We start from the raw sequence: 12,607 nt of genomic DNA, 5'->3' as shown, positions 1-12,607 counted from the left end.
AATGGTTGCGCTATCATAAATTGTTATGAGCTGGTAGCACGCCGCACATAAAGGAGAGCCGTTTGACACCCTACACTGTCCCCGCCGCGCGCGGGGTACTCGCCCTGCTCGCCTGTTCCGGCCTGCTGGCCCTGCCCGACGGCGGCGCCGGCTGGATCGTCCGGCCCGCCGCCGCCGCGTCGCTGGCGGATTCCCCGGCCGCCGGTCCGCGCCAGCGCCTGTCCCTCAACGAGGGCTGGCGCTTCCAGATGGGCGACCCGGAGGGCGCCGCCGCCCTGCTCCAGTACGACACGCGCCCGGAGATCCGGGAGAGCGCGGACGGCAAGGTGGCCGACGCCCGGCCCGACGAGGCGGAAAAGCCGCTGCGCCCCGCCGAGGGCCTGTTGAAGCCCTGGGTCCTCTCCTTCGGCAACGCCTTCGTGGCCGATCCCGCGCGCCGCGCGCGGCCGCCGTCGGCTGCGCCCACGCCCGACGTCTCCTACCTCCGGCACGATTTCGATGACAAGGCGTGGCGCGCCGTCACGCTGCCGCACGACTGGGCCATCGCCGGGCCGTTCCTGGAGAGCGGGCCGTACGGCGGCATGGGCCGCCTCAAGACTTGGGGGCCGGCCTGGTACCGCAAGGCGCTGGACATCCCGGCCGGCGACAAGGGCAAATCGCTGTTCCTGGACATCGACGGCGCCATGTCGCACGCCACGGTCTGGCTCAACGGCCGGCTGGTGGGCGGCTGGCCTTACGGCTACGCCTCGTTCCGCGTCGACCTGACGCCGCACGTGGTGCCGGGCGGCGTGAACCAGCTGGCCATCCGGCTGGACAACCCGGCCGAATCGGCGCGCTGGTATCCCGGCGCGGGCCTGTACCGCAATGTGTGGCTGACCAAGACGCAGCCGGTGCACGTGGCGCACTGGGGCACGGTGGTCACCACGCCGGAGGTGTCCGCGGAGGCGGCCCGCGTGGAGCTGGCCGTCAAGGTGGACAACGACGGCGCGGCCGCCGCCGAGCTGGACGTGGCCACCCGGATCTTCGAGCTGGGCGCGGACGGCAAGCCGGCCGGCAACGCCGTCGCCGCCATCGCGCCCGAGCGCGTGCGGGTGGGCGCGGGCGCCAGCGCCACCGTCAACGGCGCCGCGCGCGTGGCGCGGCCCAAGCTGTGGGGCCCGCCGCCGCAGCAGCGCCCCAACCGCTACGTGGCGGTGACCACCGTGTCGCGCGACGGCCGGACGCTGGACCGCTACGAGACGCCGTTCGGCATCCGCTCGCTGCGCTTCGATCCGGACCACGGCCTGCATGTGAACGGCCAGAAGGTCATGATCAACGGCGTCAACAACCACCACGACCTGGGCGCGCTGGGCGCGGCCTTCAACGTGCGCGCGGCCGAGCGCCAGCTGGAGCTGCTGAGGGAGATGGGCGCCAACGCCCTGCGCATGAGCCACAACCCGCCCGCGCCGGAACTGCTGGAGCTGACCGACCGCATGGGCATCCTGGTGATGGACGAGGTGTTCGATTCCTGGGAGCGCAAGAAGACGCCGCACGACTTCCACCTGCTGTTCCCGGACTGGCAGGAGCAGGACCTGCGCGCCATGCTGCGGCGCGACCGCAACCATCCGTCCGTGATCATGTGGAGCGTGGGGAACGAGGTGGGCGAACAGTACACGGGCGAAGCCGGCGCCGCCATCGGCCGCAGGCTGGTGGCCATCACGCGCGAGGAGGACCCGACGCGCCCGGCCACCACGGCGATGAACTTCGCCAAGGCCGACATGCCGCTGCCGGCGACGATGGACGTGATCAGCCTGAACTACCAGGGCGCCGGCATCCGCGCCTTCCCCGGCCAGTTCCCGGCCTTCCGCGCCAGGTTCCCGGACAAGATGATCCTGTCCGCCGAGAGCGCGTCGGCGCTGAGCAGCCGGGGCGAGTACCAGTTCCCGGTGCCGGGCGTGAACAGCGCGCCGGTGCGGCCGGGATCGGGCGGCGATCCGAAGACGGCGCAGGTCAGCGCCTACGAGTTGTTCGCGGCGGACTTCGGCAGCTCGGCCGACCGTTCGTGGGCGGCGCAGGACCAGAATCCCTACGTGGCGGGCGAATTCGTGTGGACCGGCTTCGACTACATCGGCGAGCCCACGCCCTATTATTCGGCGCGCAGCTCGTACTCGGGCATCATCGACCTGGCCGGGTTCAAGAAGGACCGCTTCTATCTGTACCAGTCGCGCTGGCGGCCGGACTTGCCGATGGCGCACATCCTGCCGCATTGGACCTGGCCGGGACGCGAGGGCGAGGTGACGCCGGTGCACGTGTTCACGTCCGGCGACGAGGCCGAGCTGTTCGTCAACGGCAAGTCGCAGGGGCGCAAGAAGAAGGCGCCGTACGAGTACCGGCTGCGCTGGGACTACGTGACCTACGCGCCGGGCGAGGTGCGCGTGGTGGCGTACAAGGATGGCAAGGAGTGGGCGCGGGACGCCGTGCGGACGGCGCGGGAGCCGGCGGCGCTGCGGGCCGAGGCCGACCGCGCCGAGATCGCCGGCGACGGCAAGGACCTGTCCTTCGTCACCGTGCGGCTGGTGGACCGGGACGGCCGCACGGCGCCGCGCGCCAGCCAGAGCGTGCGCTTCAGCGTCGAGGGGCCGGGCGAGATCGTCGCCACCGACAACGGCGATCCGACCAGCTTCGAGCCCTTCCAGTCGCCGGCGCGGCGCGCCTTCAACGGCCACGTGCTGGCCATCGTGCGCGCCAAGCCGGGAACCGCCGGCGCCATCACCGTGCGCGCGGAGGCGGACGGGTTGCGGGGGACGGCGGTGTCGCTGCGCAGCCGCTGAGGCGCGCAGCGCGCTTTGGCCGAGCTCCCTAGCATAAGATTAGCCACTTGTCTGTTGCCAACATACATGTTTTTTGTGTTGATTTTTATCAATCTTCGTTTCCTTGGTGTCATTATTACTGTTCATGACAAACGTCGGTCATGGAGCAGTCACCACCATGGGGGATTATAAAAATGCAAATCAAAAAATGGTCTGTCGCCGTTTTCAGTGTGCTGGCAATGCATGGCGCGGTCGCGCAGCAGGCGGCGTCGCAAAAGCCGTCGCAACTGCCTTTGCTGGTGATCGGGGCCTCTTATTCCGAGGGCAAGACGCCGTTTAATAATGGCATCGCGCCGCGCGGCGGCGGGGCCGTGGCGTTCGGCACTTATCTGAGCTTGGGACAGGCGCTGACGCGCGACCAGCAACTGCCGGGGTATGTCGTCAACGAGGCGCAGGCGGGCGCGGGGACTTTTGATCGTTTGCAGTGCCCCCCGGGGTCGCCGACTTGCGGGCCGGCGGCTTGGGACGGTTATCAGACCCAGCTTCAGCGGGCGCTGGCGCGCGTGGCGCTGCCGCCGACTTTCGCCAGCTTTAACGCGAAGTATGTGGTGATTACCATCAGTAATGATTGTCTGCACGCGGGCGGGGCGGGGGTGCCGCAGCCGCAGTCGGCTCCGTGCTCGCTGGGTGAGTTGCACGCGGTTGCCGATCGGCTGGTGGCGCTGGGGGAGTTCGCTGTCTCGAAGGGGTTGACGCCTATTTTTGATGTGTATCCGAAGTATGAGGATTTGAATTTGCCGCTGTTTCACTCTTCTTCAGGGGTGGCCTGGGTGATCGGGGAGCAGGATTACAATTTGCTCAGGGATCTGGTTCGCACCCGCTTGGAGGATGAGTTGCCGAACGCGGTTGTGGTGGATATGTGGCGGGACTTTACGCATATCGGCGATGGGCTGCATCCGGATCAGGCTACCGCGAAGAAGGCGGCGAATGTGGTGGCGAAGCTGTTGAAGAAAATGGATCAGTGAAGCCATCACCCCGGCGAAATCAAAAATGCCCGGTATCTCCGGGCATTTTTCATTCGCGCCCCTTGGGATCGGCATCCCCACCAGTAGACACTTTGTCTTGGTTACGCAAGTGGTCGTCATCGTTGCTCGATGTCGAAGGCGTCATTCGTGCTGAGTACCGCCGACTGTCGCACTTTCATGCTCGTTAAATCACCCGTTATGGCGCTAAGGCTCGATTTGACGAGCATCCGGCTATGGCGTCGGAATTGTTGTTATTTGGAAAAACTGCCGCTGGCGCGGCCGAAAGTCAGGGGATACGACGCGCGCCCTCGGCGCGCGAAGCTGCCCGCCCCGCGGGCAGCAATTGGGCGATTCGGAGCGGCCCCTCGCGAGTACGCTCGGGACCTTCGAATCTCACGCGCAGGGCGCGCAGGCGCCCTGCTCGTTTCCGCCAAGAGAATAAAAAAAAGCCGCTGACGCGGCTTTGTTTTATTTCTTGGCGGAAACGGTGAGATTCGAACTCACGAACAGGTCTCCCCGTCGACAGTTTTCAAGACTGTTGCCTTCAACCACTCGGCCACGTTTCCTAGACCGCAGCATTATACAGGGACTTGCACCGGCGTCCAATTCTCCCTGAGCGCCTTCTCGAACTCGACCGCCGGCAAGGGCTTGGAGAACAAGTACCCTTGCACTTCGTCGCATCCGGATGTCTTGAGGAACGCGAGCTGCTCCACCGTCTCCACCCCTTCGGCGATCACTTTGTGCTTGAGCTGCTGGGCGATGCTGATGATGGTGCTGGCGATCGCGCAGTCGTTGGCGTCGCTCGGGATGCCGGTGGTGAAGGAGCGGTCGATCTTCAGGGTGTCGATCGGGAACCGCTTCAGATATGACAGGCTCGAATAGCCGGTGCCGAAGTCGTCCAGCGATAACGTCACGCCCAGCGCCGTGATGCGGTCCATGATGCCGATCACCCGGTCGATGTTGTGCATCAGCGTGCTTTCGGTGATCTCGAGCTCGAGCCAGGACGGCTCGAGTCCGTAGCGCTTCAGCGTCTCGGTCACCCGCCCGGGCAAGGCGGAGGTGAATTCGCGCGCGGAGACGTTGACGGCCAGCCGTATCGGCGGCAGCCCCGCCTGCTTCCACGTCTGCGCCTGCGAACACGCGGCTTCGAGCACCCATTCGCCCACCTGCACCACCAGCCCCGTGGCTTCGGCCAGGGGGATGAATTCGGCCGGCGGCACCAGCCCGCGCTCGGGATGCCGCCACCGCACCAGCGCTTCGGCGCCGATGATTTGTCCGCTGGAAATCGAGAACTTGGGCTGGTAGTGCAGTTCGAGTTGGCCGCTGCCCAGCGCGGCGCGCAGCCCGCTTTCGATGCGCATGCGCTCTTGCATGCCTTGGTTCATGTCGCGGCTGTAGAAGGCGACGTGCTCGCCATCGGTGTCGCCGCCCTGCTGCTTGGCGCGGTACATGGCGATGTCGGCCAGCCTCAGCAAGGTCTCGGCGTCGGCGCCGTCCTGCGGGAAGACGCTGATGCCGATGCTGGCGCCCACGCGCAGGTCTTGTCCGCCGATCAGGAACGGCTCGCTCAGGGTGGCGAGCAGCTTTTGCGCGACCATGCTGGCTTCGTAGTGCTGGTGGATGTCGAACAGCCCCACGGCGAATTCGTCGCCGCCCAGCCGCGCCACCAGGTCTTGGTCGCGCAGCGCGACCCGGAAGCGCTGCGCGACTTCGCGCAGCAGTTCGTCGCCCACCCGCCGTCCCAGCGTGTCGTTGATCAGCTTGAAGCGGTTGAGGTCGATGAACAGCAGGCAGCCGTGCGTCTTGTTGCGCTGCGCGGCCGTCAGCGATTGGTCGACCAGCTTGGTCAGCAGGGTGCGGTTGGGCAGGTTGGTCAGCGCGTCGTAGTAGGCCAGGTGGTGGATGCGCTCCTCGGCCAGCTTGCGCTCGGTGATGTCGGTCAGGTAGGCGATCAGGCCCACCGGCTTGTTGTCCTGGTCGTGCAGCGTGGACAGCGACAGGCTGGCCCAGAACACTTCGCCGGACTTCTTTTTGCGCCGCACCTCCATCAGCCGCCCGCCCTGCTCGAGGAAGGCGTCGTGGAAGCCCATGTCCTCGTCGTCGTACAGGAACAGGATGTTGCGCCCCAGCGCTTCCACCGGGCTGTAGCCGAACAGCCGCTCGGCGCCCTTGTTCCAGCTGGTGATGAAGCCGTTCAGGTCCATCGTGAGCACGGATTCGTGGATCTGGTCGAGGATCTGGGACTGGTGTTGCAGTTGAGCCTCGACCTGCACGTAGGCGTGCGCGCTGCGCTGGGCGATGGAGTGCACTTGCAGCACGCTGGCGGCCAGGGTGGCCAGGCTGGCCAGGTGCTGGCGCTCGCTGTCGCTGTAGTGGGCGCGCCCGCCCACTTCGAAGTGGCCGAAGTATTGGTCCTCGAACTGGATTTCCTGCACCAGGCTGCCCTGGTAGGGCGCCTGCGCTTCGCTGCCGGCGGCCACGTAGCGCCCCTCGGGGCTGTTGACGACGCCGCGCGCGATCCGGCCCAACTCGTCGGCCAGCGCGGCGCCGCGCAGGCGCAGCACCGCGTCGCACAAGGCTGCGCTGCTGCTGAGGAAGTCGGCGACCGGGTGCGCTAGCATGGTTAGAGGTTCCTGCTGACCTGGATGGCCCAGTGGTGGGCTTGCAGTTGGCTGGCCCACCAGCTTTCGTGGTCCAGCCCCAGTCCGCGCAGCGCGCCGCCGTCGGCGATGTCGCGTTCGACCAGCGCCAGCAGCTCGCCCAGCGCGCCGGCGCGGTCGAGCAGCGCCATCACCACTTCCAGGTCCAGGCTGAGGGCGCTGACGATCTCGGTCATCGGCATGTCGAGCAACACGTCGAGCAGCGAGAAGACGCCGACCACGAAGGCCATGTCTTGCTGGTCGCGGTCGCCGCCGCGCTGCTTGACCAGCGCCTCCATCTGCGCGGCGCGCACGGCCGCCAGCGGCAGCAGCGCGTTGGCGGCGCCGTCCTCGGCCTGGCGCGCGTACAGCAGCAGTTGCAGCCAGCGCTGCAGCTGGCGCCGGCCCAGCACGTTGATGGCCTGGCCGAAGCTGTGGATCGGGGAGCTGGGGGCGAACGCGGCGGAGTTGACCACCTTGAGCAGGTGGTAGGCCAGCGCCGGGTCTTGCTTGAGCAGGATTTCCAGTTCGCGCGAGTCGGCGTCGCGCGCCAGCAGGCCGAGCAGCGCCAGCAGGCGCTTGCGCGAGGTGCCGTCGCCGCCGTTGCCGTCGCGCTCGGGATGCAGGGCGTAGTCGCCGCTGAACCAGTCGAATCCGGCCTGGCGCGCCTCGGCCAGCCGCGCCGCGTCGCCGACGTTGCGCGCCAGGTTGGGGCCGGACATGGTCAGCATGGCGAGCGGGCCCGGCAGTTCCCGGGCGCAGTCGTGGGCCATGCCGCGGATGGCGCAGCGCCCGGCGTGGATCCCGGCCTCGCCGTCGACCAGCACGCGGTAGCCCCGCTCGGCCAGTTGCTTGCAGCGCGCCTGCACGGCGGGCTCGGCGCAGGCGGCGGCCGGCACCACCAGCACCACGCGCGCCGGCGGCAGTTGTTCCAGGTGGGTGGCGTCCAGCGCCAGCGGGTCGGGCAGCGAGACGACGTAGTCCAGCGGCGCCAGCGCGGCGTGGACGTCGGGATACGCCAGCGCCGCCAGCAACGCAGCCAGGGCGTCGCCGGGGGCGGCCGGAACGCGGAAAGACAGCGCCACCCACTCGTTCTGAGCGTTGGACACCGCTTGGAGGCCCACCAACGGAAACGGGCTCGGTTCGGACGAAGACATCGGTATCTCGGTGTTGGCAGTGTCTGTCATGGTAGTACAAATATTGACGATAGGCAATATTTTGCTTACCAAAAAGCAACACACAATCCTATGCGAACAATCAATCTATATTCTTGGGAATCAAGATGCAGGAATATATCAGAAATTGCTGATTGGACAGGTTTTGCGCGCTGGCGTGCGCGCTCCCCGCTCAGGGCTGGCCGCTGGCGAACTGGACGGCGTAGCGGATCAGTTCAGCCTGGCCCTCGATGCCGAGCTTGCGCTTGATGTTCAGGCGGTGGGTCTCCACCGTGCGCACCGACAGGTCGAGGTCGCGCGCGATCTGCTTGTTGGACTGGCCGTTGGCGATGTGCTGCAGCACCTGGTGCTCGCGCGAGGTGAGCTGGGAGTCCTGGGTCAGCGGCTTGGCCAGCTGGCGCGCCAGCGCGGTGCTGTAATAGATGCCGCCGGACATGACGGTCTCGATGGCGACCACGATGTCCTTGCCGGGCGCGTCCTTGAGCACGTAGCCGCGGGCGCCGGCCTGGATCGCCTGGGACACGTATTCGAGCTTGTCGTGCATGGACAGGATCAGCACGGCGATGGCGGGAAACAGCTGGCGGAACTGGGCGGTGGCCTCGATGCCGTTGCCGCCGCGCATATTGATATCCATCAGCACCAGGTCGATGGCGCAGTGCCGCGCCTGCTCCAGCGCCTCCTGCGCGCCGCCGGCCTCGGCCACGACTTCGAACTGGGGCACGGCTTCCAGGCGGGCCCGCAGGCCGTCCCGCACAAGTGGGTGGTCATCCACCAGAAGTATCTTGATCGTCATGGGCCGCTTCAGGTTCGTTGGCGTTCAGGTTTCGTTGGCGACATGGGCCAGCACCACGGTGCCGCCCGGCGAGGAGGCGATGCTGAATTTTCCGCCGATCGCGTCCATGCGCTCCATCATATTGCGCAATCCGATGCCGCGCTTGGGATGGACCGCGATGCCGTCGGCGTCGAAACCGTGGCCGTCGTCGGCGATGCGCAGGGTGACGCCGCGGCGCTCGTCGCGGACGTCCTCGACCAGGCTGATTTCGATGTGGCTGGCGCCGGCGTGGCGCTCGATGTTGGTCAGCGCCTCCTGGGCGATGCGGAACAGCACCGTGTTGGCGACGTCCGCCAGTTCCTCGGTGCAGCCGTCGGTGGTGAACAGCACGGGGATGGCGCTGCCTTCGCGGAATTCCTCGGCCAAGTGGTCCAGCGCGGCCGCCAGGCCCAGATCGTCCAGGATGGCCGGGCGCAGGTTGTGCGAGATGCGCCGCACCTCGCCCAGCACGTTGTTCAGCTGCTCGGCCGTGTGCTCGAACACGGCCTGGGCCTTCTCGCGCTGCTCGGCCTTTCCGCCGAGGCGGATGATGCCGGCCTCGATCTGCAGCTTGATCGACACCAGCCATTGGGAAATGCCGTCGTGCAGGTCGCGCGACAGCCGCGCCCGCTCCTCCTCCTGCGACTCCACCACGCGCTGGGCCAGCGCCTTCAGCTTGGCGTCGGCCACGCGCGACTCGCTGATGTTGAGCGCCAGGCCGGAGATGCCGACCACCACGGCGGCGGCGGTGGCGATGAAGGCGATCCACAGCATGGTGCCCTGGATGTTGCCGCGCTGCTGGGTGTCTATCTTGGCCAGCGCCCGGTCGACGTCGTCCAGGTAGATGCCGGTGCCCAGCATCCAGCCCCACTTTTCCATCGGGATCACATAGCCCAGCTTGGGCGCGGCCTGGTGGCTGGACGGTTTGACCCAGTAGTAGCGCTCGAAACCGCCGCCCTCCTTCGCCCGCGCCAGCAGGCGCTGGATGGTCGGCGTGCCGTTCTGGTCCTTCAGCGACCACAGGTTTTGGCCCACCAGCTCGGGCTGGCGCGGGTGCATCAGCGCGTGGCCCTGCATGTCGTAGACAAAGAAATAGCCATCGTCGCCGAAACTGAGCGAGCCGAGGATGCGCTTGGCCTCGTCCAGGGTGGCCGGGTCGTCGCGGCCGGATTCGTACAGGCGCTTGATGGAGTGCCTGGCCAGGGTCACGTAGTGCTCGAGCTCGGCCTCCTTGCTGGCCAAGTAGGCTTGCTGGATGGTATCGCGCTGCTGCTGGCCGAGGATGTTGACCTGGTGCCGCACCGTGAGGGCGATCGCGAACAGCGCCAGGACCAGCGGGACGATCGCGAGGAAGATGACTTTTTGGCGCAGTTTCATGGCCGAATTGTACGCCGGGCGGGCTTGCTCCCCCTCCGTATTTGTACGTAGCCCAACTGCGTAGTGCTGCGCTTGTGGCAGATATTTGATTCCTGAATACTGTCCATAAGCCGTGCATGGGTCCGACAACGGCGCGCACAACCACACACCATCTTGGAGGAAGCATGAACAAAAACCTGAGCCGCGCCGGCTGGGCGGCGCTATCGCTGCTGGGCGCCGGCGCCCTCGGCTTCATCGCCCTGAAACGGGGCGAGAGCATCAACGCCGTCTGGATCGTCGTCGCGGCGGTCTGCGTGTACCTGATCGCCTACCGCTTTTACAGCCTGTTCATCGCCACCAAGGTGATCGGCCTGGACGCCGGCCGCATGACCCCGGCCTACAAGTTCAACGATGGCCTGGACCACGTGCCCACCAACAAGAACGTGCTGTTCGGCCACCACTTCGCCGCCATCGCCGGCGCCGGTCCGCTGGTCGGCCCGGTGCTGGCCGCGCAGATGGGCTACCTGCCCGGCATGCTGTGGATCCTGTCCGGCGTGGTGTTCGCCGGCGCGGTGCAGGACTTCATCATCCTGTTCATCTCCATGCGCCGCGACGGCCGCTCGCTGGGCGACCTGATCAAGTCCGAGCTGGGGCCCATCCCCGGCAACATCGCGCTGCTGGGCACCTTCATGATCATGGTGATCATCCTGGCGGTGCTGGCGCTGATCGTGGTGAAGGCCCTGACCCACTCGCCGTGGGGCAGCTTCACCGTGATGGCCACGATACCGATCGCGCTGTTCATGGGCGTGTATTCGCGCTACATCCGCGTCGGCCGCATCGGCGAGGTCTCCATCATCGGCTTCGTGCTGCTGATGCTGGCCATCGTCGGCGGCCAGTTCGTGCAGGAGAACCCGGCGCTGGCGCCGCTGTTCGACTTCACCGGCACCGAGCTGACCTGGATGCTGGTCGGCTACGGCTTCGTCGCCTCGGTGCTGCCGGTGTGGCTGCTGCTGGCGCCGCGCGACTACCTGTCCACCTTCCTCAAGATCGGCACCATCGCCGGCCTGGCGCTGGGCATCGTCATCGTCGCCCCCTACCTGCAGATGCCGGCCGTGACCAAGTTCGTCGACGGCACCGGCCCGGTATGGTCGGGCAATATGTTCCCCTTCCTGTTCATCACCATCGCCTGCGGCGCCGTGTCCGGCTTCCACGCGCTGATCTCGTCCGGCACCACGCCGAAGATGATCGAGAACGAGGCCCACGCCCGCTTCATCGGCTACGGCGCCATGCTGATGGAGTCCTTCGTCGCCATCATGGCGCTGGTGGCCGCGTCCACCATCGACCCGGGCATCTATTTCGCCATGAACAGCCCGGCCGCGCTGCTGGGCACCACGCCCGAGGCGGCCGCGGCCGTGATCTCCGGCTGGGGCTTCCACATCACGCCCGAGATGCTGACCCAGACCGCCAAGGACGTCGGCGAGCACTCCATCATCTCGCGCGCCGGCGGCGCCCCGACCCTGGCGGTGGGCATGGCCCACATCCTGTCCAACGTCATCGGCGGCAAGGCCATGATGGCCTTCTGGTACCACTTCGCCATCCTGTTCGAGGCGCTGTTCATCCTGACCGCCGTGGACGCGGGCACCCGCGCCGGCCGCTACATGCTGCAGGACCTGCTGGGCGCGTTCGCGCCGTCGATGAAGGATTCGCGCAACGTCTTCGCCGGCCTGACCGCCACCGCGATCTGCGTGGCGGCCTGGGGCTACTTCCTGTATCAGGGCGTGGTCGATCCGCTGGGCGGCATCAACACGCTGTGGCCGCTGTTCGGCATCGCCAACCAGATGCTGGCCGGAATCGCGCTGATCCTGGCGACCTGCGTGCTGTTCAAGATGAAGCGCGGCCGCTACGCCTGGGTGACCATGGCGCCGACCGTGTGGCTGCTGCTGTGCACGCTGACCGCCGGCTACCAGAAGATCTTCGACGCCAACCCGAAAATCGGCTTCCTGGCGCACGCCGCCAAGTACTCGGCGGCCATCGCCGAGGACAAGGTGCTGGCCCCGGCCAAGTCGATGGCGCAGATGCACCAGATCGTCTTCAACGACTACCTGGACGCGTCGCTGGCCGGCTTCTTCATGCTGGTGGTGCTGAGCGTGCTGTGCTTCGGCGTGCGCGCCGCGCTGGCCGCCCGCGCCGCGGCCCATCCGACCGCGAACGAAAGCCCGATGGTCGCCATGCCGGCGGTGCAATAATGTTCGACGAGCTGGTCCAGGCCGGCCGCTACCTCGGGCAAAGCATGCGCCTGATGGTGGGGCTGCCGGAATACGACACGTATGTGGCGCATCACGAGAGGATCCATCCGGACCAGCCGATGATGAGCTACGAGGAGTTCTTCCGCGAACGCCAGGAGGCCCGCTACGGCGGCGCCGGCAAGCGCGGCGGCTGCTGCTGAGCCCACCACCACCGAACGCCCCGCCTTCCGCGGGGCGTTTTTTTTGGCTATGTCGCGGCTAGGTGTGGAACTGCCCGCCCAAACTCAGGTCTGACAAGTACTTGCAGACATGGGAGGCGGCGATGAAGAAGAGTGAGTTCAGTGCGCTAGCGGCACAATTAATTGAGCTGTCACCGGAGCAGCGGGGCGTCATTCGTGAAATGCTGAATGAATGGAGCAAGGGAGCTGAAGCTGGGGAGATCCGGGATATGCTCGCCACCACGTGCACGAGCTGTCCTCATTGTGGAGGGGCCGAGCTATACCGACATGGCCAGGCTCACGGGCTTCCACGCTACCGGTGTCGGGCGTGCCGCAAAACGTTCAATC

8 protein-coding genes, 1 tRNA gene and 1 pseudogene are annotated in these 12,607 nt (G+C 66.8%); 5 read left to right on the top strand and 5 right to left on the bottom strand.

What is annotated here, in order from left to right:
- Positions 1-62 precede the first annotated feature (62 nt).
- The gene (gene galB / locus BM436_RS12525; protein WP_229490166.1) at positions 63-2,810 is read left to right on the top strand and encodes a beta-galactosidase GalB; all 2,748 of its coding nucleotides are present in this window, start codon (positions 63-65) and stop codon (positions 2,808-2,810) included.
- Positions 2,811-2,983: 173 nt separating this feature from the next.
- Positions 2,984-3,814 carry an SGNH/GDSL hydrolase family protein gene (locus BM436_RS12520; protein ID WP_093555862.1) on the top strand — a complete coding sequence of 277 codons (831 nt, stop codon included), beginning with the start codon at positions 2,984-2,986 and terminating at the stop codon, positions 3,812-3,814.
- Between the two features lie 476 nt (positions 3,815-4,290).
- Here BM436_RS12520 and BM436_RS12515 read toward each other — a convergent pair.
- The 5 genes from BM436_RS12515 to BM436_RS12495 form a co-directional block, all read right to left on the bottom strand.
- Positions 4,291-4,380 (bottom strand) — tRNA-Ser (locus BM436_RS12515).
- Between the two features lie 12 nt (positions 4,381-4,392).
- Positions 4,393-6,435, bottom strand: a complete 2,043-nt coding sequence (locus BM436_RS12510; RefSeq protein ID WP_093555861.1) for a putative bifunctional diguanylate cyclase/phosphodiesterase — start codon at positions 6,433-6,435, stop codon at positions 4,393-4,395.
- A 2-nt stretch (positions 6,436-6,437) separates the two neighbouring features.
- Positions 6,438-7,610 carry an HDOD domain-containing protein gene (locus BM436_RS12505; protein WP_093555860.1) on the bottom strand — a complete coding sequence of 391 codons (1,173 nt, stop codon included), beginning with the start codon at positions 7,608-7,610 and terminating at the stop codon, positions 6,438-6,440.
- Positions 7,611-7,800: 190 nt separating this feature from the next.
- A complete protein-coding gene (locus tag BM436_RS12500) occupies positions 7,801-8,421 on the bottom strand; it encodes a response regulator (protein WP_093555859.1) in 621 nt (206 codons plus the stop codon).
- A 24-nt stretch (positions 8,422-8,445) separates the two neighbouring features.
- Complete coding sequence (locus BM436_RS12495) at positions 8,446-9,816, bottom strand: cache domain-containing protein (protein WP_093555858.1); 1,371 nt, start codon at positions 9,814-9,816, stop codon at positions 8,446-8,448.
- A 164-nt stretch (positions 9,817-9,980) separates the two neighbouring features.
- On the opposite strand from BM436_RS12495, the gene BM436_RS12490 reads away from it, so the two are divergent.
- The 3 genes and pseudogenes from BM436_RS12490 to BM436_RS37830 form a co-directional block, all read left to right on the top strand.
- Positions 9,981-12,041 (top strand): carbon starvation CstA family protein, encoded by a 2,061-nt coding sequence (locus tag BM436_RS12490; RefSeq protein WP_093555857.1) that lies wholly within the window; start codon positions 9,981-9,983, stop codon positions 12,039-12,041.
- Positions 12,041-12,241: a YbdD/YjiX family protein gene (locus BM436_RS12485; RefSeq protein ID WP_093555856.1), complete on the top strand. Its 201-nt coding sequence runs from the start codon at positions 12,041-12,043 to the stop codon at positions 12,239-12,241. The genes BM436_RS12490 and BM436_RS12485 overlap by 1 nt, the downstream gene beginning before the upstream one ends.
- Before the next feature lie 263 nt (positions 12,242-12,504).
- A pseudogene (locus BM436_RS37830) lies at positions 12,505-12,607 on the top strand (transposase-like zinc-binding domain-containing protein); the annotation flags it as partial.

The organism is Pseudoduganella namucuonensis, assembly GCF_900116645.1.
Classification (GTDB): domain Bacteria; phylum Pseudomonadota; class Gammaproteobacteria; order Burkholderiales; family Burkholderiaceae_D; genus Rugamonas; species Rugamonas namucuonensis.
This window is presented reverse-complemented; position numbering and strand designations above follow the sequence as displayed.

Coding starts and splice junctions, on each gene's coding strand:
- BM436_RS12490 (WP_093555857.1), top strand. CDS start 9,981: ATGAACAAAAACCTGAGCCGCGCCGGCTGGGCGGCGCTATCGCTGCTG.
- BM436_RS12520 (WP_093555862.1), top strand. CDS start 2,984: ATGCAAATCAAAAAATGGTCTGTCGCCGTTTTCAGTGTGCTGGCAATG.
- BM436_RS12485 (WP_093555856.1), top strand. CDS start 12,041: ATGTTCGACGAGCTGGTCCAGGCCGGCCGCTACCTCGGGCAAAGCATG.
- BM436_RS12495 (WP_093555858.1), bottom strand. CDS start 9,816: ATGAAACTGCGCCAAAAAGTCATCTTCCTCGCGATCGTCCCGCTGGTC.
- BM436_RS12510 (WP_093555861.1), bottom strand. CDS start 6,435: ATGCTAGCGCACCCGGTCGCCGACTTCCTCAGCAGCAGCGCAGCCTTG.
- BM436_RS12505 (WP_093555860.1), bottom strand. CDS start 7,610: ATGTCTTCGTCCGAACCGAGCCCGTTTCCGTTGGTGGGCCTCCAAGCG.
- BM436_RS12500 (WP_093555859.1), bottom strand. CDS start 8,421: ATGACGATCAAGATACTTCTGGTGGATGACCACCCACTTGTGCGGGAC.